At 54.5% G+C, this 26,834-nt stretch carries 29 protein-coding genes; 19 read left to right on the top strand and 10 right to left on the bottom strand.

Annotation, left to right across the window (positions count from 1 at the left end; translation table 11 throughout):
• The first annotated feature begins 15 nt into the window (after positions 1–15).
• The 12 genes from ACSHSR_RS03505 to mgtE all read left to right on the top strand — a co-directional run bounded on the left by ACSHSR_RS03505 (position 16) and on the right by mgtE (position 9,224).
• The gene (locus tag ACSHSR_RS03505; protein ID WP_144222201.1) at positions 16–978 is read left to right on the top strand and encodes a calcium/sodium antiporter; all 963 of its coding nucleotides are present in this window, start codon (positions 16–18) and stop codon (positions 976–978) included.
• A 30-nt stretch (positions 979–1,008) separates the two neighbouring features.
• Positions 1,009–1,986 carry a KpsF/GutQ family sugar-phosphate isomerase gene (locus ACSHSR_RS03500; RefSeq protein ID WP_028779517.1) on the top strand — a complete coding sequence of 326 codons (978 nt, stop codon included), beginning with the start codon at positions 1,009–1,011 and terminating at the stop codon, positions 1,984–1,986.
• A complete protein-coding gene (gene kdsC, locus ACSHSR_RS03495; protein ID WP_025011767.1) occupies positions 1,986–2,537 on the top strand; it encodes a 3-deoxy-manno-octulosonate-8-phosphatase KdsC in 552 nt (183 codons plus the stop codon). The genes ACSHSR_RS03500 and kdsC overlap by 1 nt, the downstream gene beginning before the upstream one ends.
• Positions 2,534–3,094, top strand: coding sequence for an LPS export ABC transporter periplasmic protein LptC (lptC, locus tag ACSHSR_RS03490; protein WP_025011766.1), 561 nt, complete (start codon positions 2,534–2,536; stop codon positions 3,092–3,094). Before kdsC ends, lptC begins: the two co-directional genes overlap by 4 nt.
• Complete coding sequence (gene lptA, locus ACSHSR_RS03485) at positions 3,081–3,614, top strand: lipopolysaccharide transport periplasmic protein LptA (RefSeq protein WP_045283472.1); 534 nt, start codon at positions 3,081–3,083, stop codon at positions 3,612–3,614. Before lptC ends, lptA begins: the two co-directional genes overlap by 14 nt.
• Positions 3,611–4,339, top strand: a complete 729-nt coding sequence (lptB, locus tag ACSHSR_RS03480) for an LPS export ABC transporter ATP-binding protein (protein WP_025011764.1) — start codon at positions 3,611–3,613, stop codon at positions 4,337–4,339. Before lptA ends, lptB begins: the two co-directional genes overlap by 4 nt.
• Positions 4,340–4,434: 95 nt before the next feature.
• Complete coding sequence (locus tag ACSHSR_RS03475) at positions 4,435–5,898, top strand: RNA polymerase factor sigma-54 (RefSeq protein ID WP_062793919.1); 1,464 nt, start codon at positions 4,435–4,437, stop codon at positions 5,896–5,898.
• Positions 5,899–5,929: 31 nt separating this feature from the next.
• Positions 5,930–6,217 (top strand): ribosome hibernation promoting factor, encoded by a 288-nt coding sequence (gene hpf / locus ACSHSR_RS03470; protein ID WP_025011763.1) that lies wholly within the window; start codon positions 5,930–5,932, stop codon positions 6,215–6,217.
• Between the two features lie 2 nt (positions 6,218–6,219).
• Complete coding sequence (gene ptsN / locus ACSHSR_RS03465; RefSeq protein WP_025011762.1) at positions 6,220–6,663, top strand: PTS IIA-like nitrogen regulatory protein PtsN; 444 nt, start codon at positions 6,220–6,222, stop codon at positions 6,661–6,663.
• On the top strand, positions 6,660–7,514 hold the full coding sequence (gene rapZ, locus ACSHSR_RS03460) for an RNase adapter RapZ (RefSeq protein ID WP_028779520.1): 855 nt from the start codon (positions 6,660–6,662) through the stop codon (positions 7,512–7,514). The genes ptsN and rapZ overlap by 4 nt, the downstream gene beginning before the upstream one ends.
• Positions 7,501–7,776: an HPr family phosphocarrier protein gene (locus ACSHSR_RS03455; protein ID WP_025011760.1), complete on the top strand. Its 276-nt coding sequence runs from the start codon at positions 7,501–7,503 to the stop codon at positions 7,774–7,776. The genes rapZ and ACSHSR_RS03455 overlap by 14 nt, the downstream gene beginning before the upstream one ends.
• A gap of 83 nt (positions 7,777–7,859) precedes the next feature.
• Complete coding sequence (gene mgtE, locus ACSHSR_RS03450; protein WP_115389764.1) at positions 7,860–9,224, top strand: magnesium transporter; 1,365 nt, start codon at positions 7,860–7,862, stop codon at positions 9,222–9,224.
• 107 nt (positions 9,225–9,331) lie between these two features.
• Here mgtE and ACSHSR_RS03445 read toward each other — a convergent pair whose 3' ends face one another.
• The 3 genes from ACSHSR_RS03445 to ACSHSR_RS03435 all read right to left on the bottom strand — a co-directional run bounded on the left by ACSHSR_RS03445 (position 9,332) and on the right by ACSHSR_RS03435 (position 11,526).
• Entirely contained in the window at positions 9,332–9,715 is a 384-nt protein-coding gene (locus ACSHSR_RS03445; RefSeq protein ID WP_115389763.1) for a hypothetical protein, read from the bottom strand.
• A gap of 167 nt (positions 9,716–9,882) precedes the next feature.
• The gene (locus tag ACSHSR_RS03440) at positions 9,883–10,674 is read right to left on the bottom strand and encodes a molybdate ABC transporter substrate-binding protein (protein WP_025011757.1); all 792 of its coding nucleotides are present in this window, start codon (positions 10,672–10,674) and stop codon (positions 9,883–9,885) included.
• A gap of 189 nt (positions 10,675–10,863) precedes the next feature.
• Complete coding sequence (locus ACSHSR_RS03435; protein WP_025011756.1) at positions 10,864–11,526, bottom strand: YiaD family glycine zipper/OmpA-like lipoprotein; 663 nt, start codon at positions 11,524–11,526, stop codon at positions 10,864–10,866.
• A gap of 496 nt (positions 11,527–12,022) precedes the next feature.
• Between ACSHSR_RS03435 and ACSHSR_RS03430 the strand changes: the two genes are divergently transcribed.
• On the top strand, positions 12,023–12,256 hold the full coding sequence (locus tag ACSHSR_RS03430; protein WP_208185075.1) for a transposase: 234 nt from the start codon (positions 12,023–12,025) through the stop codon (positions 12,254–12,256).
• Between the two features lie 115 nt (positions 12,257–12,371).
• Here the strand turns inward: ACSHSR_RS03430 and ACSHSR_RS03425 are convergent, their stop codons facing one another.
• Complete coding sequence (locus tag ACSHSR_RS03425) at positions 12,372–13,352, bottom strand: catalase family peroxidase (RefSeq protein ID WP_342197333.1); 981 nt, start codon at positions 13,350–13,352, stop codon at positions 12,372–12,374.
• A 139-nt stretch (positions 13,353–13,491) separates the two neighbouring features.
• Between ACSHSR_RS03425 and fumC the strand changes: the two genes are divergently transcribed.
• The 5 genes from fumC to rarD all read left to right on the top strand — a co-directional run bounded on the left by fumC (position 13,492) and on the right by rarD (position 20,143).
• The gene (fumC, locus tag ACSHSR_RS03420) at positions 13,492–14,883 is read left to right on the top strand and encodes a class II fumarate hydratase (RefSeq protein WP_479631251.1); all 1,392 of its coding nucleotides are present in this window, start codon (positions 13,492–13,494) and stop codon (positions 14,881–14,883) included.
• Between the two features lie 100 nt (positions 14,884–14,983).
• Positions 14,984–15,532 carry a DUF2799 domain-containing protein gene (locus tag ACSHSR_RS03415; RefSeq protein WP_208140879.1) on the top strand — a complete coding sequence of 183 codons (549 nt, stop codon included), beginning with the start codon at positions 14,984–14,986 and terminating at the stop codon, positions 15,530–15,532.
• Between the two features lie 569 nt (positions 15,533–16,101).
• Positions 16,102–17,118: an IS110 family RNA-guided transposase gene (locus tag ACSHSR_RS03410; RefSeq protein WP_039034405.1), complete on the top strand. Its 1,017-nt coding sequence runs from the start codon at positions 16,102–16,104 to the stop codon at positions 17,116–17,118.
• A 1,485-nt stretch (positions 17,119–18,603) separates the two neighbouring features.
• Positions 18,604–19,164, top strand: coding sequence for a GNAT family N-acetyltransferase (locus ACSHSR_RS03405; RefSeq protein WP_479631250.1), 561 nt, complete (start codon positions 18,604–18,606; stop codon positions 19,162–19,164).
• A gap of 85 nt (positions 19,165–19,249) precedes the next feature.
• Positions 19,250–20,143, top strand: coding sequence for an EamA family transporter RarD (gene rarD / locus ACSHSR_RS03400; RefSeq protein WP_208143109.1), 894 nt, complete (start codon positions 19,250–19,252; stop codon positions 20,141–20,143).
• On the opposite strand, the gene mnmC2 is transcribed toward rarD, so the two are convergent.
• The 5 genes from mnmC2 to ACSHSR_RS03375 form a co-directional block, all read right to left on the bottom strand.
• Complete coding sequence (gene mnmC2 / locus ACSHSR_RS03395; protein WP_062794010.1) at positions 20,129–20,839, bottom strand: tRNA (5-methylaminomethyl-2-thiouridine)(34)-methyltransferase MnmC2; 711 nt, start codon at positions 20,837–20,839, stop codon at positions 20,129–20,131. The genes rarD and mnmC2 overlap by 15 nt on opposite strands.
• Before the next feature lie 92 nt (positions 20,840–20,931).
• A complete protein-coding gene (locus ACSHSR_RS03390) occupies positions 20,932–21,669 on the bottom strand; it encodes a DsbA family protein (RefSeq protein ID WP_071237382.1) in 738 nt (245 codons plus the stop codon).
• 11 nt (positions 21,670–21,680) lie between these two features.
• On the bottom strand, positions 21,681–22,208 hold the full coding sequence (locus ACSHSR_RS03385) for a protein disulfide oxidoreductase (protein WP_044735217.1): 528 nt from the start codon (positions 22,206–22,208) through the stop codon (positions 21,681–21,683).
• The gene (locus tag ACSHSR_RS03380) at positions 22,205–24,292 is read right to left on the bottom strand and encodes a protein-disulfide reductase DsbD family protein (protein ID WP_208140880.1); all 2,088 of its coding nucleotides are present in this window, start codon (positions 24,290–24,292) and stop codon (positions 22,205–22,207) included. The genes ACSHSR_RS03385 and ACSHSR_RS03380 overlap by 4 nt, the downstream gene beginning before the upstream one ends.
• Positions 24,293–24,354: 62 nt before the next feature.
• Complete coding sequence (locus ACSHSR_RS03375; protein WP_025890074.1) at positions 24,355–24,759, bottom strand: hypothetical protein; 405 nt, start codon at positions 24,757–24,759, stop codon at positions 24,355–24,357.
• Positions 24,760–24,916: 157 nt separating this feature from the next.
• On the opposite strand from ACSHSR_RS03375, the gene ACSHSR_RS03370 reads away from it, so the two are divergent.
• Complete coding sequence (locus tag ACSHSR_RS03370) at positions 24,917–25,600, top strand: Crp/Fnr family transcriptional regulator (RefSeq protein WP_025011747.1); 684 nt, start codon at positions 24,917–24,919, stop codon at positions 25,598–25,600.
• Positions 25,601–25,628: 28 nt separating this feature from the next.
• On the opposite strand, the gene tsgA is transcribed toward ACSHSR_RS03370, so the two are convergent.
• Positions 25,629–26,801, bottom strand: coding sequence for an MFS transporter TsgA (tsgA, locus tag ACSHSR_RS03365; RefSeq protein ID WP_208140881.1), 1,173 nt, complete (start codon positions 26,799–26,801; stop codon positions 25,629–25,631).
• Positions 26,802–26,834 lie beyond the last annotated feature (33 nt).

Below are 26,834 nucleotides of genomic sequence, written 5' to 3'. Positions count from 1 at the left end.
AGCTTTGTTTACTGCATGTTATTCAATATTTTCTTGCTGCTCGCCGGCTTGTCCGTCCTGGTCTGGAGTGCCGATAAATTCGTTTATGGCGCCGGGGCTTTTGCCCGTAACCTGGGGTTACCCCCCATGTTGATAGGACTGACCATAGTGGCCATGGGCAGTTCGGCCCCAGAGATGTTCGTCGCCGCCAGCGCCTCCATGGCCGGCATGCCGGATACGGCCGTGGGTAATGTGCTGGGCTCTAATGTCGCCAATGTCAGCTTGATCCTGGGGTTGACCGCCCTGCTCGGGGCTATTGCCGTCAGCTCCAAGACCCTGAAACGGGAGATCCCCATGATGCTGGGTGCCACAGTGCTGGCGGGCTACTTCCTGCACGATGAGTATCTTAGCCGCAGCGAAGGGGTTATTTTACTGGCGCTGTTCTTCGGCCTGATGGGCTATCTTATCTGGCATGCGCTGACCAATAAGACCAAGGATCCACTCGCCGACGAAGCTGATGCCGAGATCCCCAAAGATGTGCCCACTGCCAAGGCGGTACTATGGTTGATAATAGGCTTGGTACTCTTGCCGCTGTCGGCGGATTGGATGGTGGACGGTGCCGTAGGCATCGCCAAGTCTTTTGGACTGTCTGATCTGGTTATCGGTCTAACCATCATTGCCGTAGGCACCAGCCTGCCGGAACTGGCGGCCTGTGTGGCCGGTGTGCTCAAGAAAGAGGACGACCTAGCCATAGGCAATATTGTCGGCTCCAACCTGTTTAACATACTGGCAGTACTGGCTATACCCGGCCTGATAGCCCCGGGGGTAATCGATGCCGCGGCGGCCGGACGCGACTTTTATATGGTTCTGGGCACCAGTTGTGCCCTGGCACTCCTGGTGCTGAGCACAGGCAAACAACGTGAACTCAAACGCTGGCACGGTGCCTTACTACTGATAAGCTTCATCGGCTATCAATACAGCCTGTTTCAATCCCACTAGCGATGAAGGGCAAAAAGACGAGAGACAACTATGGCAGAAGCTAAGCAACTGCGCCAATGGGGCCGCAGAGTAATAGATATCGAGAAACAAGCACTGGATAACCTGTACCAGTTTGTTGATTCCCCCGAATTCGCCCAAGCCTGCGAACTGATCCTCAACTGCAGCGGCAAGGTGATAGTGATGGGGATGGGGAAATCGGGCCATATAGGCAACAAGATTTCTGCCACCCTCGCCAGCACGGGCACCCCGGCATTCTTCGTTCACCCGGGCGAAGCCAGCCACGGCGACCTGGGGGTGTTGAGTGAAAACGATATCGTATTGGCTATCTCCAACTCGGGCGAGTCCAGCGAAATTCTCACCCTGATGCCCGTCATCAAGCGCCAGGGGATCCCTATGATCTCCATGACAGGTAAGCCCGAATCCACCATGGCCAAGCTGGCGCAGCTGCATCTGTGCATCAAGGTGCCGGAAGAAGCCTGCCCGCTGGGTCTGGCGCCCACCTCCAGCACCACGGCCACTCTGGTGATGGGAGACGCCCTGGCGGTCGCCCTGTTGCAGGCCAAGGGCTTTACCAAAGATGACTTTGCCCTGTCGCATCCCGGCGGCGCTTTAGGACGCAAGCTGCTGCTCAAGGTCAGCGATGTGATGCACAAAGGCGAAGAGCTGCCGTTGGTCACAGAAGATATCTGTATCACCGACGCCCTGTATGAGATCTCCAAGAAGGGCCTGGGTATGACCGCCGTGGTCAATCAACAGAAGCAACTCGTGGGTATCTTCACCGATGGTGATTTGAGACGTGTCATAGACGCCGGAGTCAACCTGCGTACCACAAAAATCAGCGACGTCATGACCCGTGATTGCATCACCAGTGGTGACAATATCCTCGCGGCGCAGGCGCTGAAGGTGATGGACGAGAATGACATCAATGGTCTTATTGTCATCAATGGCGCCAATGAGCCGATTGGAGCACTCAATATGCTGGATATGGTCAAGGCGGGGGTTATCTGATGAGTCATCAAGGTTTCTACGGCCCCATAAGCGAAGATAACTGGCAAAGAGCCGCCAAAATCAAACTGCTTATCTGTGATGTCGACGGTGTCTTCTCCGATGGCCGCATCTATATGAGCAACAGCGGCGAAGAGCTGAAGGCCTTCCATACCCGCGATGGCTATGGGGTGCGCTCGCTGCTGTCCTGCGGCATTCAGGTGGCGGTGATCACCGGCCGCAAGTCCCAGATAGTCGAAAACCGCATGACGGCCCTGGGGGTAGACAAGATTTATCAAGGCATAGACAACAAGCTGGAGCCCTATGAGGCGCTGCTTAAGCACTATGACCTCGAGCCTGAACAAGTGGCCTATATAGGTGACGACATTGTCGACTTGCCAGTGATGAAGCAAGTGGGGCTGGCGGTTTGCGTGGCCGATGGCCATCCTTGGGTAAGGCAGCACTGCCACATGGTCACTCAGATTGCCGGCGGCCATGGGGCACTGCGGGAGCTGGCGGATCTTATCCTGCTCAGTCAGGACAAATTTGAAAATGCCCACGGAATGAGTATATGAATAGGGTCACCCTGGCCATTATTTTGTTTTTCTCCACTGCACTTATCCTTTACTGGCAGGTGCAGAACAAGCGCAACGCTCAACAGAGTGAGGCGCCTGTGGATGTGGTTAGGCCTGACTTTGTCGCCGATGACCTGCGCTCGGTCAACTTTGATGAGCAGGGCAATGTCGCCAGTAGGGTCGCCGCGGCCCACATGGAACATTATGAAGCCAGTGAAAAGACCTTCTTCAACCAACCGGTTTATCTGGTCTATCCGGACAAGGGCGAGGCACAGTGGCGTCTGTCTGCCAACGAAGGCAGGCTCAATCGCAAGAGTAACCGAGTAGTACTTGAAAATAATGTTATCATCGACGCCATTAGCCCCAATGAACCGATCCAGAGCCTGAAAACCAGTTATGTGGAGCTGGATCTGGACACCATGATCATGACCTCAGATCGCGAGATCCTGATCGAAGGCAAAGACTTTAATATCAAGGGATCCGGCCTGTACGCCGATCTCAATGCTCAGCAAGTGAAGCTGACCAGTCAGGTGAAAGGAACCTATGAAACCAAGTAAGCTTTTTATCGGTGCCCTCTTGTGCATCACAAGCCTGTCGGCGTTGGCCATTGAAGAAGATCTGTTGCAAAAAGTACAGATCAGCGCCGCTAATCAGTTTGCCGATATCAAAAACAAGCGTGTGGTATACGGCGGGCCTGTCACAGTCACCCAGGGCAGTTTGAAACTGCTGGCCGATGAACTCACGGCTTACACAGAAGACAAGAGTGGCGAGCGGATCCTGGTGGCCAAGGGCTCACCCGCTACCTATACCCAGAAACTGGAAGACGGCCGTCTGGCCAGTGCCAAGGCCAAAGAGATCCACTACAACATAGACAGTCGTATCATGACCCTGCTGGGCCAGGCCAAAGTAGAACAGGACGGCAGTGAAGTGACCGCCGAGAAGATAGTATACGACATCAACAAGCAGCAGTTGGAAGCGGAAAGCAGCGGCAAAGGCCAAGACAGGGTAACCACTGTTATCCAGCCAGAAAACTATCAGGATCTCAACAAGAAAGAACAGCAGCAGGAGCCGCAATGACCAGCACCCTGACGGCACAGAATCTGGCAAAGAGTTACAAGAAACGCAACGTCGTCAAAGACGTCAGCCTGTCGGTCAATACCGGCCAAATCGTGGGGCTGCTGGGCCCCAACGGGGCTGGCAAGACCACCACCTTCTATATGGTGGTTGGGCTGGTACAGAGTGACAAGGGCCGTATCTTCATTGACGACGACGAGCTGACCCTGGATCCCATGCACCTGCGAGCCCGTAAAGGCATAGGCTACCTGCCACAGGAAGCCAGTATTTTCCGCAAGCTGTCGGTGCATGACAACATCATGGCCGTGCTGCAAACCCGCAAAGAACTCAACAGCGACGAGCGCGAGGAACAGCTCGAACAACTGCTGGAAGAATTCCATATTACCCACATACGTGACAGCCTGGGAATGTCCCTCTCCGGCGGTGAACGCCGCCGAGTGGAAATCGCCCGGGCATTGGCCGCCAATCCACAGTTCATTCTGCTGGATGAGCCATTCGCCGGTGTGGATCCCATCTCAGTTATCGATATCAAGAAAATCATCGAACAGCTTAAGTCCCGCGGTTTGGGAGTGCTGATCACAGACCACAATGTTCGCGAAACACTCGACGTTTGTGAGCGAGCCTACATAGTCAGCCATGGGCAGTTGATCGCCGAGGGCACACCCGCTGAAATCTTGGACAACCAGCAAGTGCGCGCTGTGTACTTAGGCGAACAATTCAGGCTATAGTTAGGATCATGTCATCCGGTGGCAATTCCGGGTATTATAGTTTGTTATTATTGAATTTTTTCCTTGAAAAATAACGAGTAGGGATTAGCGGTATAATGAAAGCGTCACTCCAGCTCAAACTGGGTCAACAGTTGACCATGACACCTCAGTTGCAACAGGCTATTCGCCTGCTGCAACTGTCGTCCCTTGAGCTGCAGCAAGAAATCCAGGAAGCCTTGGAAGCCAACCCTCTGTTGGAAATGGCCGAGGACAACCAGGATGACGCTATCGACGACAACCACAAGGAAAACGACGCCGGCGAGTTGAGCGCCAAGCAGGAAGATGGTTCCACGGTAGAAACCTCAGAGGCATTGAACAATGAGTCTATGCCGGATGAATTACCTATGGATACCACCTGGGACGAAGTCTTTACCGCCGCCAGTGCCTCCGGGCCGGCCATGGGCCGTGAAGATGATATGCCCTTCCAGGGGGAAACCAGCGAAGGGCTCTATGAACATCTGGAATGGCAGAAGAACCTGACCCCGTTTTCCGATACCGACGACGCCATTGCCACCGCCATTATTGATGCCATCGACGAGCAGGGCTATCTGACCCAGAGCACAGAGGAGATCCTCGAAGCCATGGGCAACCCTGAGATTGAGCTCGATGAAGTCGAGGCAGTACTCAAGCGGATCCAGCACTTCGATCCTGTCGGCATCGCCTCCAGAGATCTGCGCGAATGCCTGCTGATCCAGTTGCAACAGTTCAACGCAGACACCCCGCATCTGGCCGACGCCCGCTTGTTGATTGACGAACATCTGGATCTCATTGCCGCCCGCGACTTCCGCACCCTGATGCGCAAGACCAAGCTCAAGGAAGATCAGCTGCGTGACGCCATCAACCTTATCCAGAGTCTCAATCCCCGCCCCGGCTTGCTGGTGCAGCCGATGGACGAGGAATATGTGATCCCTGATGTCAGTGTCTGGAAGAAAAACGGCCGCTGGGTAGTAGAACTCAACCCGGACTGTATGCCCAAACTCGGGATCAATCAGCAGTATGCTGCTATGGCTCGTAGCGCCCGCAGTCAATCAGACAGCCAGTTTATTCGAGGTCATCTTCAGGAAGCCAAATGGTTTATCAAGAGCCTGGAGAGCCGCAACGACACCCTGCTCAAGGTGGCCAACTGTATAGTGCAGTTCCAGCAGGGATTTTTTGAATATGGTGAAGAGGCCATGAAACCCATGGTGCTCAACGATATTGCCGAAGCGGTCGAGATGCATGAATCGACCATATCCAGGGTCACCACTCAAAAGTATATGCATACACCCAGGGGAATATTTGAATTGAAGTACTTCTTCTCCAGCCATGTCGGCACCGAAGATGGCGGAGAATGCTCTTCCACGGCGATCAGGGCTTTTATCAAGAAGCTCGTGGCAGCGGAAAACCAGAAGAAGCCTTTGAGCGACAGCAAGATGGCGCAACTTCTGGCAGAACAGGGAATCAACGTTGCAAGACGCACCATAGCCAAGTATCGCGAGGCTATGATGATACCACCGTCGAACCAGCGTAAGAGTTTATAAATCCACAGTTGGAAATTGGAGGAATCTTTCTATGCAAATCAACCTGACAGGACATCATATCGAGATCACCGACTCACTGCGTGACTACGTGGAAAGTAAGTTTTCTAAACTTGAACGCCATTTCGAACAGATCAATAATGTGCACGTTGTGCTCAATGTACAAAAACTGCAACAGATAGCCGAAGCCAAGATCCACCTCACAGGCGGCGAAGTCTATGCAACTTCTGAACATGCCGACATGTATGCCGCCATCGACGTTCTGATTGATAAATTGGATCGTCAGGTCATTAAACACAAAGAAAAGCTGACAAAACACTAACGATGGAACTGAGTACCATCCTGCGGCCGGAGTGCACTACCTGTGCCACTCCGGGCAGTAAGAAAAAGGTACTGGAGCTGATTAGCGATCTCGCTAGCGCCCAGTACCCCACCCTTTCCTCTCAAGCGATTTTTGAAAGCCTTTTGGCCCGCGAAAAGATGGGGAGCACAGGTATAGGTAATGGTATTGCGATTCCGCATGGCAGACTACCGGACATTACAGAGCCGATTGCCGTGTTGGTCAAATGCGAAGAGCCTATCGCCTTCGATGCCATAGACAACCAGCCGGTGGACATACTGTTCGCCCTCCTGGTGCCCGCAGATCAATGTCAGCAACACCTGAGTACCCTATCCGCCATGGCTGAAAAGCTCAGCGATAAGGCGATACTCAAGCAGTTGCGAAAATCCAGCGACGAAACAGAACTCTATCAGGTGATCACAGGATGAAACTCGCCATAGTCTCAGGCCGCTCCGGTTCCGGAAAATCCGTTGCCCTCAGGGTACTCGAAGACCTGGGTTACTACTGTGTGGATAATCTCCCCCTGCCCATGATTGGCAGCCTGTTGGAAAACCTCCGTGGCAGCAATGATCTGGTCGCCATCAGCATAGATGTGCGCAATATGCCGGATCAGGAAAAGGTGCTGGAACAACAGTTGGCGGCCTTGCCGGAAAACACCCAACTGACCAGTTTCTTTCTCAACGCCTCGGATAAGGTGCTGCTGAAGCGCTACAGCGAAACCCGCAGACTGCACCCCCTGTCCAAGAGCAAAGTCTCACTACAGGACGCCATCAAGCTCGAAGGCAAGCTGCTGGAACCCATGTCGAAACTGGTGGATCACTACATAGACACCTCGGCGCTGAACATCTATGAACTCAGTGACACAGTGCGGGAAATTCTGCTTGGCAGTGTCGATAAAGAACTGGTGATCAACTTCGAGTCGTTCGGCTTTAAGCATGGTATGCCCCAGGAAGCCGACTTCATGTTTGATGTGCGCTTTCTGCCCAACCCCCACTGGGAGCCGGCGCTCAGGCCACTGACCGGGCTGGATGAACCTGTGCAGGAGTTTCTCAGCCGCCAGCCACTGGTGAACAAGTTTATCTGGCAGATAGAAAATCTGTTGGAAACCTGGCTGCCGCACCTGGAACGCAACAACCGCAGTTACCTCACCATAGCCATAGGCTGCACCGGCGGCCAGCATAGATCTGTCTATGTCGCTGAGCAGCTCGCCAAGCGTTTTGGCAACAGCAAACACAAGGTACAGGCCCGTCACCGGGAGCTGAATAATGGCAAAGGTTGAGCGGGAAGTCACCATAGTCAATAAGCTGGGCCTGCATGCCCGCGCCGCCACTAAGCTGGCGGTGCTGGCCAGCGAGTTCGAAGCCGATATCACCCTGATCCAAGGCGAGAAAAAAGCCTCGGCCGCCAGTGTGCTTGGGCTCTTGATGCTGGAAACCGGTCAAGGCAAGAGTATTCGCCTCATCGCCGAAGGCCCGGATGCCGAACCCGCGATGGACGCTATCTGCGCCCTGATCAACGCCCGTTTCGACGAAGCCAGCTAAAGCCTTAGCGCTGCACTCTTTGTTTCTATAACACCCCTGTCTTGAGGTAACATATCCTCGCTTTGCATCACAGGGGGAACTGCATGCCAATAGAAGCGCTCGACCAAGAGCTGACAGAACAACGTCTTACTCAACTAAACCAAGCTCTTAGCAGTGGTATGTTCGTGCATGTGCGCGACATGCTGCAGCGAATGACGGCTTCGGATATCGCCTTTATTCTCGAATCTTCACCGCCGCGTACCCGTCAGGTACTCTGGCAACTGGTGGATCAGGAGCAGAGCGGCGAGATCCTCGAAGAGCTGGGTGAAGATATGAAAGACCAGCTGATCAGCCTGATGAGTCCTGAGTGTTTGGCACGAGCGACCGCGGGTATGGATACCGATGATCTGGCCTACGTGCTGCGAAGCCTGCCGGATACACTCTACAAACAGGTACTGCACTCCATGAGTGCCCAAGACAGGGCCAGGGTCGAACAGGCGCTCTCTTATCCGGAAGACAGCGCCGGTAGTCTGATGAACACAGATACCGTGACCCTGAGGCCTGACGTCAATGTCGATGTGGTGCTGCGTTATCTGCGCCAAAGGGGCGAGCTGCCCGAAGCCACAGATACCCTCTACGTGGTAGATAGACGCGATATTTTGCTCGGTGGCGTCAAGCTCTCCACCCTACTGACCTGTAACCCCACCGCCGGGATCCGCAGCATAATGGATCCCGAGCTTGAGAGTATTCCCGTCACCATGCCGGACAATGAAGTGGCCCAACTGTTTGAGCGTCACGACTGGGTTTCGGCGCCAGTGGTCGACAGCGAAGGCCATCTGCTTGGGCGGATCACCATTGATGATGTTGTGGACGTTATCCGCGAAGATGCCGAACACTCCATGATGGGTATGGCGGGGATGGACGATGATGAAGACACCTTCGGCCCCGTGTTCAAGAGCGCCTTTCGCCGCTCTTTATGGTTGACCTTCAACCTGTTTGCCGCCCTGCTGGCCGCCTCGGTCAGCAATATGTTTGAAGGCACGCTGGAAAAATTTGCCACCATAGCAATTCTGATGACCATAGTGCCCAGCATGGGCGGCGTTGCCGGCAACCAGACACTGGCGCTGGTGATCCGCGGTATCGCCCTCGGCCACATAGGCCAGAGCAACTCCCGCTGGCTTATCGGCAAGGAATTAGCCATCGGCTTTCTCAATGGCCTGTTGTGGTCGGCGCTGGTATTCACTGCCGTGTGGATCTGGAAAGGCGATCTGGCACTCGGCGCCCTTATTGGCGGCGCCATGTTGATCAATATGACGGTAGCCGGTCTCGCAGGGGCCAGTATTCCGCTGATCCTGAAAAAGCTCAATGTAGATCCTGCGCTGGCCGGCGGCATGGTGCTGACGACTGTGACGGATGTAATAGGCCTGTTCGCCTTCCTGGGATTGGCGACTCTCGTTTTAATGAGCTGAGGCTCAGGTTCTAATGGGCTGAAGGCTTGCTGAAGCTCTGGCCTTGACGCATTGCAGAAATAGCAGAGGGCGACCAGGTTCGTCCTCTGACTGTGGAAGATAGCGGGTCAGTCTTTAAGCCAGTGCACCTTGGGCTCATCCTGTTCACAGAAGACAGAGACACACTCATTGCGGCTCACCAGCAGATATTCCTGCAACTTGAGATTGGCGCTGGCCATAAAGCCGCTGCGTTCGGCCTCCTGGCGATACCAACCACCGTTGGAGATACGAAACAACCAGCCATTGGAGAGGCTGCACTCGGTCCAGAACTCCATCAGATCGCCTTCATCCAGCATCCGAAAGCCAACCACAGAGTCAAAGTGCACCAATGCCCGGCTGCCCTCAACACTCAGTTCGATATCCAAGCCCTGACTGTCATAACAAAGGCGGATAAATCTCACCTCGTCGCCGAGATAATCTGTCGCTATCGGTAAGCCTTTGGTTTCGAGCATGCTCCCCCTGGCAAGGACATAATGCCCTACTTTAGAAGGATAATAATTGCCTGCGCAAGCTGATTTGGCCAAAAAACCGTGAAATACCCATAAAGAGAGTGCGAGTCAGTTCAGAGCAACTGACTCGCATATCTCCAGAGTAAAACCCGCTTCCGCCGGATAGAGATTTAGGGCTTAAGCGGCGCTTCAAAGCCGTAAGAGGCCAGAATGGATTGCCCCTTGGGAGAGAGAATATACATGGCCAGCGGCCAGGCGGCAGAGTCGGCTTTATCCAGCACCAGCATGCCATAGTTGGCACCCACTGCCAGCGACTCGGGCAACGCCACTATCTTGAGATCAGGCACTTCTTTCTTGGCCAATACGGCATTGGTGCAGTAGGTTAAAAATACATCCGCCTGTTTGTTGGCCATCACCCAGCCATAGGGATTTTTGCCTTTCGGCGCCTTGGCACTGTCGGCGCCACCCGTCAGCTTGAGCGCCTTGGCCGCCAGTTTGGCCTGACTACCGGGCTTGATAGCTTCGGCGCGGTCAAACACCTTGAAAGCATAGTCACCGGCAGGGTCGGCCTTGGGAGTGGAGGTGCCCAGCTTGATCTTGCTGTCCAGCAGAGTATCCAGCATATTCTCTGTCGTCAGAGGAACATTATCTTGCGCCAGGGCGCACAGGCGGTTACGGGCAAACATCACCACAGGCGCGCCCTTGCCTTCCTGCATCAGCTTCTGTGGGTGTTTCATATTGGCCGAAGCAAACAGGTCGACCTTTTCGCCCTCTTCAATTCGGCCTCTGAGCAAGCCTGAAGGGGCAAACTGGGCATTGACCTTAACGCCGCCATCGGCCTGATAACTGGCGATAACATCCGTCATGGCGGTCTTCAAACTTCCCGCGGCCCTGAACTCCAGATCCGCCGCCTGAGAGAAGGCAGGCAGCAACAGGGCGAGTAAGCAGACGCTCTTTTTCATTTATTTTTCTCCGGTGTATAAGATACAGATGCCGCTAAACTCAACCAAACCGCATCACAAATCAACGCACCACGGCAAAACTTGTCATAAATTCCCCTCAAGATCACGCCATCTGACAAGGAGAACCGAAGAAAGGGACAATTTGACCCAATAAAAAGGGCCGCCGCAGCGACCCTTAAACTTAAAATCTTAACCGAGAGGACTAAGAATAATCTCTACCCGACGGTTCTGTGCCCGTCCCTGAGGGGTGGCATTGGAGGCGATTGGACTGGCCTCACCTCGGCCTTGGGTCAATACTCGCTGTCCGGATACACCTTTACGGATCAAGTAATTACCAACCTCACTGGCGCGAACCTGTGACAATCTCAGGTTGTAGGACTCAGAGCCACTGCTGTCGGTATAACCCACTACATTCAGTTGAGTCTTGTCATATTCCTTGGCCACCAGCACTACGCTGTCCAATACCCGCATGGCACCGCTACTGAGATCTGTCTTATCGACCTGGAAAGTCACTTCATTGGGCATGTTGAGCACTATGGTATCTCCCACCCGGGTCACACTGACACCGGTAGACGCCAGTTGCTGACGCAGCTTGGTTTCCTGCACATCCATGTAATAGCCGATACCACCGCCTACGGCAGCGCCGGATGCTGCCCCGATCAGGGCACCCTTGCCCCTGTCGCTCTTGCTGGAGGAGGCCACACCTATGGCCGCGCCGGCTACAGCACCTATCAATGCTCCGTTGGTCGCCTTGGCAGTCTGTTGCTCATTGGTATAAGGATTCACAGTGGTACAGCCAGTTGCCAGCATTGCCAGCAACAGAGGGGCTGTCAGAAAAGCGCGCTTTTTCATGTTATTTTTCCTTCGTCTGCTTGTTCCAAGCTAAGCGGAACCTACCTGGCGCCAAAGTATATAGCAGCGCCTCAAGCAGACAATCCCCCGGAGACCATAGAGGCGGCAAATCCGCACGGCGTTCAGCATAGATTCAGTCAAATCCGACATTTCCTAACCCGGATTGTCAGCCAAGTGTCACGGCGCTGACATCAAATGAAGTCCCAAAATAGAGCAGACTGCACTCTATTGGGTGGCACCAGGCAGATACACCCGATAATGAAATGAATCAATTTTCTTTTATATCAACATATTAAAAGAAGATTAAAAACTGGCATGTTTCTTACATACCTATAAAGCAGTATTCCACTGTTCAGGAGTCATGATGAAAATACGCGACAGTTGGCATTCACTATGGCATTGCCTCAAGCACTAGGGCTACAGCCAATGGGATGTGGAGTAGCAGAGGTGGAATCACAGCTCTGGAAAACCATTCTTGAACCATCAAGGAGGCAGTATGGAAATTAACGAGCAGAAGCTGCGACAGCAAGCCATTAAGGAAGTGACCCAAAACGGCAGGCTCATGTTTGACGTTGCCCGTCAGCATGGGATCTCCACCAAACAGGTTTATCAATGGCTGGCACAGAATGAAACAACAAGCAGGCCCAGGCAATCCCGGCTGATGAGAGAACTGCTGCAACTGCAGCAGCGCATTCGTCAGTTGAGCCAGGAGTTTACCCTAATCCGTTAAAGTTTCGACAGGAGCGAACCTGACACACTGTTATCGCCCCCAACGATAAAAAATGTACATATAACAACTATAAAGCGCTACATTTTTAAGGTTCGTTCCTGTCATTTTATTGCCGTTACTGGCCGCTTAGACGCTTGCCGAAAGAGATAGCATAAGCCGCGGATCTCAGCCGCAGCACAGGGTCATCACTGGCGGCAATCCCTTTACTGAGCACATTGGGATCAAAATTCAGCTTGTCACAGGCCGAAGCCGCAACCGAGTCTATGGTCAGGCGCCCGAGGGCGACTCTGGGCCGGTTATCCGGCCACTGCTGTGAAGGGTCCAGCAAGGGATCCCCCTCCTCGGCCAGGGTCAGTTTAAGCTCAAACTGAGCCGGTCCTGTTTTCAGCCTCTGTATCAACCTGTCCTGCAGAAAATCATCCGGCAATTGTGCCAGCTCGGCATCGGTCAGAGGCTGCTCTCTGTCCACAGGCCAAAGCTCCCAGCGACCAAAGCGCTTTTGCTGGTCTTCATTACCAAAGATAAAGCTGTGAATGCCAAAGTAGTTGACCGATGTATAGGCCGCCGGCGGATTGTGCTGCTTGAGCCACTGCCCCTGGCGGGCGGCATCCGGATGCTGCTGTAGATAGCGTGCAACCGCGCCGGCTTCCCCCTCACGCTGAGCCAATGACGCGCGCAGCAAGCCAAGAAAACTGTCGGGATTTTTACCCGGAAACACTGGCGTGGTCAGCCCGGCCAACTGATGCACCTGCCCATCCGGCAGTTCGATGCGTACACCTATCCCCCTTGGGCTGCGACTGGTATCGGCCACAAAAGGATCGCCGCCCGCCATGGAAAAACGTACCTGAGCGGGCAGAGCTTGCTCTGTGGCAAACAGAGGTAACTCCTTAAGCCAGGGCTCCTCTGCACTTGGCTGGAAACTGCCAATGGTACAAATTCCCTTGGCATGCCCCTTACGTTCTCCCGGATGTTTACCGGAAAGTGCTTCAAATACTTGAATAAAATCATTTGCCTGAGCCGCCATTACCGAACTGGAGCCCAAAGCACCCAACTGAGTCCCCAAGAGCAATAACGCAGACCAAACCGATACTCTCATGCTTACTCCTTTTGTAAAAATCATAATCCAGGCCTGAAACAGGCCGCCCAATCCAGACCGGGAAACCCGGCGGATTATTTCAGGAGAGACCCAAAGGCCATGCTATGCTGAGGACGGCAACAGACGACAGGAGGCGGCAATGCAATATCGGATTGAGCAAGACACTCTGGGCGAGGTCAAGGTAGAGGCAGACAAATACTGGGGCGCCCAGACCCAGCGCAGTCTGGAAAACTTCCCCATAGGCCCGCAAGCGAGTATGCCAAAGGCCATCATCCACGCCTTCGCCCTGTTGAAAAAAGCCGCAGCCCAGACCAATGCCGAGCTTGGGCAACTGCCCAAGGACAAGGCGGCGCTCATCGCCAGAGTTTGCGATGAAATCTTGGCGGGCCAACTGGAGCAGCACTTTCCACTGGTCATTTGGCAGACCGGCAGCGGCACCCAAACCAATATGAACCTCAACGAGGTGATAGCCAATCGCGGCATGGCTCTGGCAAATAAGGCCATCAGCCTGAGCCCGAACGATGATGTCAATCGCAGCCAGAGCAGCAATGATACCTTCCCCAGCGCCATGCATATCGCTGTAGTGCTCAAGACCTGCAGACACACACTGCCGGCCATAGGTGCACTGCGCGATACCCTTAAACGCAAGTCACAACAGTTCGCCGATATTACCAAGACCGGCCGCACCCACTTTATGGATGCCACCCCACTGACACTGGGACAGGAGATCAGTGCCTGGGTGACTCAGTTGGATAAAGGCATAGGCGCCATAGAGCAGGCGTTGGCAAACTGCCGTGAATTGGCTCTTGGCGGCACAGCCGTGGGGACTGGGCTCAATTCTCCCGCAGGTTATGCCGAGCGCGCCGCCGAACTGATATCGTCATTCAGTGGTGAGCAGTTTGTCAGCGCGGCCAACAAGTTCGAGGCACTGAGTGCCAGCGATGCCATGGTGGAACTCAGCGGCGCCTTCAAGCGCCTGGCGGTCAGCCTGATGAAGATAGGCAATGATGTTCGCATGCTCGCCAGCGGCCCCCGTTGCGGTATAGGGGAACTGCAGTTGCCTGCCAACGAACCCGGCTCCAGCATAATGCCCGGCAAGGTTAACCCGACTCAGTGCGAGGCGCTGACCATGGTGGCGGCTCAGGTGATGGGCAACGATCTTGCCGTCAGCATAGGTGCCAGCAACGGCCAATTTCAGCTCAATGTCTTTCGGCCGCTCATCGCCGCCAATCTGCTGCAAAGCGCCGAATTGCTGGGTGATGCCTGTCTGAGCTTCGATAAGCGCTGCGCTTTGGGGCTGGAACCCAACCGCCAGATGATCGCCAAGCAGTTGCAGCGCTCCTTGATGCTGGTCACCAGCCTCAATCCTCACATAGGCTATGCCAAGGCTGCCCAAATCGCCAAGGACGCCCACCAAAGAGGCATTAGTCTGAGGCAAGCTGCGTTGGAGTCAGGACTGGTGACAGAGGCCGAGTTTGATACTTGGGTCAATCCGGCAAACATGTTGGGCCCTTTCGAGGTTAAATTGTAAATTTGTATTAAAACGTATCAGCATTAGAGCTAATCGCTGTATTATGCCGATTCACCGCCATATGGTCGGCATTTTCAACTGATATGCAGTAATTTACAGAATGAAATACCAAAATATCTTGTTGGCACTGAGCGCGCTCATGCTGACCCAATGCAGTTCACTCGACCTCAATCAATGCCAAAACTCAGATTGGTTTTCCCTGGGGCTTCAGGATGGCAACAATGGAGCTCATACCAGCAGAATCAATGATTATGCCGAGGATTGTGCCGAGTTCGGTATCCGGGTCAATCATAGCGATTGGCGCGAAGGCTATCTAAAGGGGCTGCAAAATTACTGTCAGCCGGAAAATGGTTACCGTGTCGGTCTGGCGGGTGAAGGCTATGCCGGGGTCTGCTCCAGCAACGCCTTTGTCGAACAGTACAATGCCGGCTACCGCCAATACCAGCTCAATAAACGCGCCGATGAGATCCGCAACCGCCTGCGTCAGATCGACTATGAGATCCGCGATCTGGATCAGAAGCTGGTGTCCATGACAGACAAGGCCAGCACTCTGGAGAAGAAAAAACAGCTGCTGAATGAAAAAGATAACCTGGTGAATGAGCTCAGGTATCTTCATGTACCGGATGTGCAGTTCAGATGGCAATTCTGAGGCTTGCCTTCGATATCAAGCTATCCAGCGCCAAAACTCATGAGTTTAATCTGTGCGCCTGTTTTCAGCCCCAGATAAAATTGTGACCGTCGAAATAGGTCCTAATTTCGTTCCTGCACCTGCGGTGGGCTTTCTGCCTATCTGCACCGCAGGTGATGGCCAGCAGCTTAGCTAGCAGCTAAAACCAAGTTCATTGGTGGTTTGGGCTCAAAGCCATGATAGCCACTGTGCCAGCGGCCTAAAGTCGTGGAGCAAGTGCATCCATGCACAAAGGCCAGTTCGCCATCCCTGGCTCTCGCTCGTTGCCACGTTATTTGCACCAACGACTTTCGGCGACACCGAGGGGGAATTGGTGCAATTCTGTAATAATAGCGTTGCTTGAAATTGCTTATATACCCACAGACATACGCCTATTTTCCAGGCATAGGCGGGACTGTGACCGTCGAAAACAGGGACGTTTTCGTCGAGCGCCCATGGATAATGGAATGGACCCATCCCCTTTTAACCGGCCTCGCAATGGGCCACGATGAAGTTTGTTGAAAGTCATCTGGAAAGAGGATGGGTCCACTATGAAGATTACAACCATCGGTTTGGATATCGCAAAGTTGGTGTTCCACGCTGTTGCGGTCAACAAAGCAGGTAAGCTGGTGCGCAAGAAAATGCTTAAACGAAAAGAAGTACTCGGTTTTTTCGCTAAGTTGGAACCTTGCCTGGTCGCGATTGAAGCCTGTGGTGGCGCTCACTATTGGAACAGGGAAATTACTGCCCTTGGTCATCAGGTTAAGTTGATCCCTCCTCAATATGTCATTCCCTATCGGCAGGGAAATAAAAATGACTACAACGATGCCCTTGCCATAGCGGAGGCGGCTCAGCGACCAAACATGCGCTTCGTGCCCGCCAAATCTATCGAACAACAAGATGTGCAGATGTTGCACAGGGTTCGTGAGCGACTCACACAGCAAACCACCGCCTTGGTGAATCAGGTTCGAGGCATGTTGGCCGAATATGGCATCGTGCTGGCAAAGGGAAAAACGGCCTTTCGCAGTCAATTGCCCGACATTTTGGAAGACGGTGAGAATGCACTCACAGCCAAAGGTCGAGCGATTTTCCATGGACTGTATAATGAGTTTGTCGAACTTGAGAACAGGCTGAAAGGGTGTGAAAAGCAGGTATTGCAGGAAAATGCTGATAATCCTATCTGCCAACGATTAGGCACCGTCTTGGGGGTTGGTCCTGTCACTGCGACGGCATTTTATGCCGCTGTTGGGGAGGGGAAGGCATTTCACAATGGCCGCCATTTTTCAGCTTGGTGCGGTCTGGTGCCCAGGCAGCACAGCAGTGGCGGCAAGGATAATCTGCTGGGGATCAGTAAGCGAGGCAATGCCTATCTACGAACCTTGTTCATTCATGGTGCCAGGTCCATTTTGCGTCACTGCGAGCACAAAACCGATAAGCTCAGCCTGTGGGCGAAGGCCCTCGTGGAGCGTCGAGGCTTTAATCGCGCCTGCGTTGCAGTAGCCAACAAGCTTGCCAGAATTGCCTGGGTCATAGCGGCCAAAGAAGAAACGTATCGGCCGGCGACATGAAGCTTATAAATCAGGTTGTGAAGTAAGATAATGCCAACCTATCACCAAGTTGCGGTGACAATTGATTTGATGATGAGACAGTCAGACTGTTCTACTTAAAACCTGTTGAATCCATAGGCTCATCGTGAAGCCGCAAGGATGATGAGGAAAGTAGAAGCACATATCCATCAGGGCCAGAGATTTAACTCAGTAACAGGCCGAATATATGGGTGCAATGAACTCTTCTCAAATTGAAATCAAATGTCTTGCAAACGGGATGGGTCCATATATGGGTTAACAGCGTGTCACAGGATCGCCTATGCGAAGGCGCACCGCAGGTGATGGGCTGCAACTTAGTTGGCAGCTAAGACCAAGTTTCTTGGTGAGTTTTGCCTTAAAGCCATGATACCCACTGTACCAGCGGCCTAAAGTCGTGGAGCAAGTGCATCCATGCATAACAGCCAGCTCGCCTTCCTTGGCTCGCGCTCATAAGCTTGTTGCCTAGCAACATTCGCCCTGCTCGACCTTCGAGCCTCTACATCCCTGTCTCGGCTACGCCAATTTGCAACAACACCTGCAGCGGCTCCGAAGGGGAATTGGTGCAATTCTATTAGCACTGAGTAGCTGGAAGCATTTCAGAGTTCTGCAGATATACACCTAATTCCAGGCACAGGTGGAACTGTGACCGTCGAAAACAAGGATGTTTTCGTCGAGGCTACAGGGACGTATTAACGCCGTGTCACAGGATCGCCTGTGCGAGAAGCGCACCGCAGGTGATGGGCTGCAATTTTGCGAGCAGCTAAGACCAAGTTTATTGGTGAGTTTTGGCTCAAAACCATGATAGCCGCTGTACCAGCGGCCTAAAGTCGTGGAGCTTCGCCCCACACCCGACCAAGAAGGGATCAACAGCAATCCCCTCTTGGATCTCCCTTGCCGCCCCACACGGTGTCGAAAGCCCCTCGGCCTAATGGCGCAAATAACTACCGCTTCAGACGCTCATCCCTGATTCGACTGGCGCTGCTTCGGCATCCATGCCTCAGCCACGTTATTTGCGCCAACGGCTTTCGGCGACACCGAGGGGGAATTGGTGCAATTCTATTAACACTGAGTAGCTGGAAGCATTTCAGAGTTCTGCAGATATACACCTAATTCCAGGCACAGGTGAAACTGTGACCTTCCGAGCCAGGGATGGCGAGGCAGAGCTTACACGGACGTACTCGAATAACGTCTCTGTTTAACGGCCAGCTCACCGTCCCTGGCTCGCGCTCGAAATCACGTTGCTGCACAACTCTCACCATGTCACAGGATCGCCTGTGCATAAGCCTGCGGCAAGCAATGAGCAACATCCGTCGCCGGAAGCTCAGGCAATACTGGCTTAGATACTTTTAGCTCAAAGCCCTGATAACCACAGCGCCAGCGGCCCCCACAGTCTGGTGCCAACAGTTCTGGCACCTCCCCCATCCCTGGGTTAACTTGGCAAGTTGAACTCAAAGGAGGAAACGCGCAATGTCCGACTGCATATTGCAACCCTTTCAGCCGCAATGGGCCGGTTTGTTACTCTCCTGGATAGAGTCGGCAGAGGCTTGTCTGCGCTGGGCAGGCCCAGGGCTGGGTTGGCCGCTGTCACCATCAAAGCTGCAGCAGCATCAAGCCCAGTCAAACCTCGCTCCTTTGGCGCTGACAAGAGTCGAAGCCGGTGACCAAGCTAGCCTGGACAGCGACTCGCTGCTGGGCTATCTGGAACTGCTGGCCAGAAAACCCGATGAGATCCGGCTATGCCGGGTTATCTGCTCACCCAAGCATAGAGGCAAGGGGCTGGGGCGGGAGTTAATGCGTCAGGGTATAGAACGCGCCTTTGCCGATCCCAAGGTTACGCATCTGAGCCTAGCTGTGTTCCATGACAATCTCGCGGCCCGCCGCTGCTATCAGGCTCTGGGGTTTGAGATAGTGGCCCGAGGCCAGCTGGCGGCAACGGAAACGAATAATTTTCCCGCTTCTGATACTGAGTTACTGGAAATGCAGCTCCAGCGCCGTCACTGGTTTAAACAGAATGAAAAGATTTTTTAAACAGTGAGTTAATTCACTTCCCTTTTATAAGGGCCATGCCAGAATAGCCGCCATATCCGAGTATTGTGTTGTTTCGGTGACAATCATGTCCAGCTCTCTCAAGGGAAACGCTCTGGCGGCCTTCTCTTTCGTGCTTTGGGGAATATTACCCCTCTACTATCAATTGCTGCCGGATGCGGCCATCTTCGAGTTGCTGGCCTTCAGGGTCATCTGGTCTGTGCCCTTTATGCTGCTGATCTTTGTCCTGCTGAGACGACCATTACCAGCCTTTGGCGCGCTGTGGCGCGATAAACGCTCATTGCTGCTGTGCTTTGCCGCCGGGCTTATCATGTGTATCTCCTGGGTCAGCTTCACCTGGGCTCTGACCCATGGTCAGGTACTGGCGGCCAGCCTGGGATTCTTTATCAATCCTCTGTTTGCCATCGCTCTAGGGGTGCTGTTCCTCGGCGACAAGCTGAGCAAGGCGCAACTGGCCGCCGTGGTGCTGGCCATTGCCGGTATTGGCTGGCAGGTATATCAATACGGCAGCCTGCCCTGGTTGTCTCTGGTGATGGGCAGCTTTTTTGCCCTCTACGGGCTGCTGAAAAAGTTTATCCGCTTTGACTCCTTCACCTCGGTTACCCTGGAAGCACTGCTGCTGACTCCCTTTGCTTTGGGCTACCTCTGTTATCTGCTGGCCACAGAGCAAAGCGCCGCACTGGCTGGCGGCAGCGAAGGCATTATGCTCTATATCGGCTCGGCGCCCGTGACGCTGGCGCCGCTGATCCTATTCAGCCTGGCGCTGAGATACACGAGTCTGTCCATGGTGGGTTTGCTGCAATACATTGAGCCCAGCCTGCAATTTTTGCTGGCGGTAGTCATCTTTGGTGAGGTGTTTGACGAGGTGAAACTGGTGAGTTTCTCCCTCATCTGGGCCGGGCTGCTGCTGTGCTCGTTGGAGGCCTTGCCCGGCCTGCGTCGCAGCTTAAAGCGGGTCTAACTTCCAGGCGCGGGTCATCTCGCGCTTGCCCAGGGCTCCCGGGTAAGCTTTAACCTGAAAACCGGCGGCCTTGAGATCTCGCTTGAACTGGCCATTGGCGCAGTAAGACACCAATAAGCCGCCCTGCTCCAGCAACCCATAGCACTTTTTGAAGTTATCCAGCGCCCATACATCCGGCTGCTTGCTGGGGGCGAAGGCATCGTAATACACCAAGTTGAAGGGTTCGCCCTGCCACTCGAGCTGCTCCAGTTTGCCCTTGACCTTACGCAACACAAAACCCGGCATGACTTCCACATCCTGATCCCAGGGGGCGGCGTGCAAGGCATCGAACAGCGGCGCATACCAGCCGGGCAGCATGCCCTTGTAGTTCAGCCCTTCAATCAGCTCAGCGGACAAGGGATAAGGCTCTATGGTGACATAGCGCACCGGCAGCGGCGCCAAGCCACTCTGCTGACGCGCCTTTGTCAGCTCCAGCACCTTACCTAGGGTCATGAGGGCATTGAGCCCGGTGCCAAAGCCCACTTCCAGAATCGCCAGATGGTCAAAGTCCTGCAACACCTGCTCGAGCCCGGCGTGGATAAACACATAACGGGATTCGGCCAACGCCCCCTTGTGGGAGTGGTAGGTCTCATTGAGCTCGGCATTAAATAGAGTATGTGACCCATCTTCGGTCAGCTGCAGGCTTACGTGTTTCATCTCGACTCTTAATCATCTGTGCGGGGAAAGCCGGGGCGCTCGCCCCGGCGACGGGCAATTATCCCAGAAAGGCGATAACTGCCGCAAGCCAATTACCCTTGGCGCTCCAGCACCTGCTGCACCACGGCCTTGAGGGTGGCATAGTCGATATAGCCGGGGATCACTTCATCACCTATGAGCAGAGTCGGCGTGCCGCCAAAGCCCAGTTCAGAGAAGACTCTCACATTGGTATGCATCAACTCGTCGGCGCTCGAGCTGGGCTTGAGGTATTGTTCCGTGCCCGTGGCCTTGGCGACCTGCTGCAGTGAGTTCCCTGTGTGCATGCCATTCTTGGCCATCAAGAGTTCATGTACCCGGGGGAAATCCTTGCGATCCTGCTGCCAAACCTCGAGGGCAAAGGCGCCGGAAGAAAGCTCAGTGCCCTGGGCCTTTATCTGCCTCAATGGTACAAACACATTGACCACCTGTAAGTTTGGGAACTCCTTTAAAAGCTTGGCAAATTCCAGTTCCATCCGCTTACAGTAGGGGCAGTTGTAGTCGGTAAACACCACCAGTTGCAACTCAGGCTTGCTGCTGCCCATGGTCGGCATCTGCGGGTTGTTGAACAGCCAGTCCTTGTGCTTGGCCAGCGCTTGCTGCTGCAACTGTCGCTGCTCCACATAAGACTCTATGCTGCCGAGCACGCCGGGAATGATCTCCGGATGCTTGACCAAAATGCTGCGGATCTGCCCCAGTTGCTGTTCCTCTTGTTGGCTCAGCTTCTGCTCGGCCGCCTGTAAACTGCCGCTGGCCGCCAGCAGCCAGGCACTCAATACTATCCAATACTTCATCTTGTTATTCCTCAAATTAAATTCATTTTTGTCAGCCAGAGTCGCAGCCAGATCCCCGGCCAACTTGTGACTCCTGTGGTGCTACTGCGGATTTCGCCCTGATAGATAAACAATAGCGTCGGTGTCGCCGATACGCCAAGGGAGCGCGCCAAGGCGCCGCTGGGGTCATTGACCACCTCAAAGCCGTAGCCCTTGTTTTGCAGGTACTGCTTGACCTGGGTGTTATTGCCCGATTGCAGCGCCACGGTCACCACCTGCTCACTGTCACTGAAACCATCGACAGTGCCGGACACCAAGGGGCAGACGCCACACCAGCTGGCCCAGTAGTACAGAATGACCGGGCGCTCCATACTCATGGCGGCAATATCCAACTGACTGCCGGCCAGGCTCTGGACCGCTAATGGCGGCAGGGTTTCCGGCATCTCGCGGCTGCGAAAGGCATCGAGGGCAACACTCACCACCAGAATGAATAGCCCATAGCCGAGCAGGGTCTTGAGCCATTTAAGCCCCTTGTGGGCTGGTTTATTTTCCCGGGTCATTGTCTGCTCTCCGCTTCGGCCAAGGCCGCCAATACCCCGTCGCTGCTGAGGATTACCGGTAATGGCTTACCGGCGGGGGTTCCCGGGCCATAGACCTGATTGAAAGGCACCCCAAAGCGGCCATTGGCCTTAAGATAGGCGGTAATTTCTTCGCTGGGCTTGGTCCAGTCACCGCGCATTAGCAGCACTCTGTCATCGCCGAGGGCATCATAGACAGGGTTTTGCAGCAGCACCCCCACCTTGTTGGCCTGACAGGTAATGCACCAGTCGGCCGTGACATCGACAAACACTGTCTTGCCCTCATCGACTGCCTGTTTGAGCTGCACCAAATTCAGCGGTTGCCAGTGGTGATCCGAAGGCAGCGGGCTGACCCAGGCATCCCGGGTCAGATAACCAACCCCCAGCGCCAGGCTGGCAAACAGAAAACTGCCGCCAATGGCATACACCATTACCTGAGTGCCATAACGCTTGCCCAGCAGTCCCAGTGTCAGCAGCAACATCAAGGCGCCCAGCCCCAAGATAGCCGCAACGGAGAAGAAGCTTTGCAGCAGGCTCAGCAGCCAGAGACAGGTTGCCAGCATCATCAGCGCGAACACAGGCTTGACCCAATTCATCCAGCGCCCGGGCTTGGGTAAACGCTGCGCCAACGCCGGCCACAACGCCAACATCAACCAGGGCAAGGCCATTCCCAGCCCCATGGCGCTGAAGAGGGCAAACAGCATGGGGTAGTCGGCGCCGAGGGCGAAGGCCACCGCAGTACCCAGAAACGGCGCGGTACATGGCGTGGCCAGCAGTGTGGCCAGCATCCCCTGCAGCATATGACCGAGGCGCGAATCATCACCGGCACCGGCCAGACGGGTTTGCCACTTGGAAGGCAGGTTGATTTCAAACACCCCCAGCAGGTTGAGGCCGAAGCCCCAGGTCAGCAGCACCATAAAGCCGATAAACCAGGGCTGCTGGAACTGTATCCCCCAGCCCAGCGACTGACCGGACAACTTCAGCAAGCTAAGACCGGCGGCAATCAACCAGAAAGACAGCAAAATACCCAGTGCCGAAGCCATAAAATGGCCGCGAACCTGACTGCGACTGCCCTGGCTGCTCATCATGACCCCGTGCACCTTCATGCCCAGCACAGGCAATACGCAAGGCATGATGTTGAGAATAAGGCCACCGGCCAGCGCCATCAAAAACAGGCTCCACAGCGGCAGGCTTGGCTGCGGCTTGGCAACATGGCCTGTGGCGATGGCACCGCTCAGTTCTGCCGAAAGGTGTGTGTCGGCCAGATGGATCAGCAGCGGCTTGCCCTCCAGCTCTGGCGTTCCCAGCCAATGTTTGACCCCGAAAGTGGCGGTCAGCCGTTTGCCATCTATCTGGATCTGCGGCCGGGAGAAGATCAGCTCACTGACTGTCTCATCCTCGCCGAACAGAAACAGATCTGCCTGTTGCCAGGGGCTTGCGGCTTCTATAGCCAGTTGCAGCAACTGCTGTTTTTCATCCCAGACAATCGACTGCAATACCGCGCCGCCATTGCCCTGTGGCACCCTGGCCATTGCCTCGCCCCACTGGTGCAAAAAGCCATCATCGGCCTTAAGCCCGGCGGCCTGAGCGCTCAGCTCCACAGGGTAATCGGTCAACACACAGACATTGGTGCAGGAAGACAGGGTCAGGGTGCCCTTGAGCCGAAACGGCTGCCCGGGATCCTTGAGGCGAATAGTCAGTGGAAACAAGGTATCGCCCTTGTAACCCAGGGTTTCTATGCCCTGCAACACATAGCGTTGCGGCAAGGGCCAGTGCCAGTCGACCGCGGCAATGTTCTCCGAGGCGGACCAGTCCAGGGTCGGCGGGATCCCGCCTTCCCCCGGCGCGCGCCAGTAGGTTTTCCAGTCGCCGCTCAGGGCCACATCCAGCAGGGCGTTGAGCTCACCGACTTGGTCGGCATCAACATCGGCCAGCGTCAGTTGCACCTTAACCGGAGGATGATCCGGGTGCTTGAGCCAGCCACTGCTCCGCGGCTCTGCCAATGCAACTTGGCTGAGCAGCATCAGACATACCGCGAAGGCATGCCATATTCTTTTTAAATACATGAAATTAGCTCCAAAACAAAACATCAGAACCCGGTGTTAACCGGCAAGAGTTCAGGATGTTTTCATTCCAGATACACGCACAACACTGAGTGTCGCCTTCGTTTGGAGACTATGGGGTGGGAGAGATAAACACTGAAAGGTCGGGTACTGCCAAGCCAGTTGAGCAACAGCAGAAACAGCAACAGAGCCGTGAGCCCCAGTTGCAGTACCACAGGTTGCAGGTTCAGCATATGGGAAGACAGATGACAGGGCTCTTCATTGAGCTGCGCCTTGCCCGCATCATTGGCGTGAGTCGGCGCAGTATCAACGCCGAGTTGCGTCAGCTGATGCTGAGCCTTGAGCGGGCAGGAACCAAACAGCGAAAGCTGCTGACCAAAACAGAGCAGGATCACCAGCAGACTGATGATCAATGACACCAGCGCCCTGTCTTTGAGGGAGAAGCGGTTAACACCGAGTGAAAACCCCATGCTGCACTTTGCTCTGTATGGCCCAAGAATGCCGATAGGGTTCCATGATTGGTGACAAAGGTCAATCCTGAAACCGCTGCTGCAACCAATCCTTGCTTCCCATCTGCGCTATTGGCAGGATAATCAAACCCACCAAGCCACAGTTTGCGACCCCAAGATGCAGCTTAAACCTCTTACCCAAGGCAGATACTCCCAGGAATGGCAATCAGACTACCCTCTGGTGGAGCGGGTATTGCTCAGTTGCGTCAGCGAGCAGCGCCGCTTTGCGCCGGGAGAGGCCTTAATGCAGCAGGGGCAGAAGCTGAATCAACTGGTACTGGTGCCCAGTGGCAAAATCGCCATGAGCTACAGCGCCCGCAACGGCCGCAACTTTCAACTCGGCACCCTGAAATGTGACTCGCAGCTATTCGGTGAAATGGAGTTTTTCACCCAGTATCCCTGTCAGTTGGATATTCTGGCAGAAACCACCCTGACCTGCGGCATTATTCCCGCCGACAAGCTGCAACAAGCCCTGGGTGAGCACCCCAGGCTGGCGCTGTTTTTCGCCAGTGCCATCGCCATAGATTATCAGGACACAGTGGACATCTTCACCCGGCGAATGCTCTACCCCATCAGCTACAACATTGCCTACGACCTCTACCACCAGCAGCTGGACGATCTGCCGGTATCTGGGTTCAACAAGGGCTATCTGGAGGCCGAGCGTTTCGGCACTACCGCCAGAGTCTACCGCCGGGCGATACAATCGCTGGAAGATGCCGGGTTGGTTCGGCGCAGCAAGGGCAAGCTGGAGATTATGGATCTCAAGGCGCTGCAGGCTTTTGTCGAGCAAGGGGAGCTTTAGCTCCCCTATCTATTGATTGAGAATTGGCTCAGGCCAAAGCCGCCTCGGCCTGACGCTTAAAGCCAAAATTGGACACCAGCAGCATCAGCAAGATCACCCCGTAGAGCACAGGGATGGCATACATGACGGTCTGCAAGCCCACTATCTTTTCCGCCATCGAGCTAATCGCCGGGCTGAACATGGCACCGGCACTGCCGCTGATCAGAATGAAGGACACATTGCGGCTACTGGCTTGTTTCACAAAGGAAACCCCATAGGCGATAAAGGCGTTATAGAGCGCGGCGCAGACAAAGCCGTAGCCATAGGTCAGGTATCCCAGGGTTTCCAGATCGCCACAGCTGACAATCCAGCTGGTGAGCAGCAATGCCAACGAGATGATCATCAACAGGAAGTGGCGGATCTGCATCCGGGTCACTATCAGGGTTGAGATCAAGGCGCCCACCAACGCCGCCGACCAGTACTGGGTGATGATATTGCCCGCCTCTTCAAACGGGATCTCAAACTTCTGTTTCACAAACATAGGCGCCCAGGTGAGGAAGGTATAGAGCGCCAACATGCCCAGAAACAGCCCCAGACCGCCGCTGATAATGCCGAAGTTCCATTCGGAACGTTGAGCGGACTGCGCCTGTTCACCCTGGCCCTGCACCCGGCTGAATGAGGTGAAGGCCGCCAGTGCCAGGGTCAACAGGGCCACCAGGCCTACCGCCAGATAGCTGTAACTCCAGGCCAGTGAGTGTGTCAGCGCATAAGTGGTGATCAGCGGAAACACCACCCCGGCCACGTTAAAGGTGGCATCCTGCACCACCAACATGGTGGACTGGATTCGCTCCTGCCACAGGGACACCACCAGAGTACCGGCGATACACAGGCCGATGCCGCCGCACAGGCCCACCAGCGTCATGGCCACCATGACCACGTTCAGCGAAGAGCCAAAATGCAACGCCAGCGCCGACAGGAAGATGACGGCATAGCTCAGCAGTGTCATCGGCTTGATACCGACCTTTTCAATCAACAAAAAGGCCACAACAGTCCCCGCCAGGGCACCGCCGTTCAGCAGTGAGAAGATAGAAGCCACATCGTTGACATCGGCCCCGAAGCGGGTGGCAATCGGCTCTATCAACATACCGAACTGAGAGGCGAAACCCGCCATGATAAAGTTGGCCAGAAAACTGATGGCCGTCAGTGTGATTTTATTATTCATTTTTTATCATCCATCAACGTATTAGGGAAGGTG

The organism is Shewanella sp. VK101 (assembly GCF_056497865.1).
The sequence above is the reverse complement of the archived record's forward strand: the minus strand, read 5'-3'. Positions and strand labels throughout refer to the sequence as shown.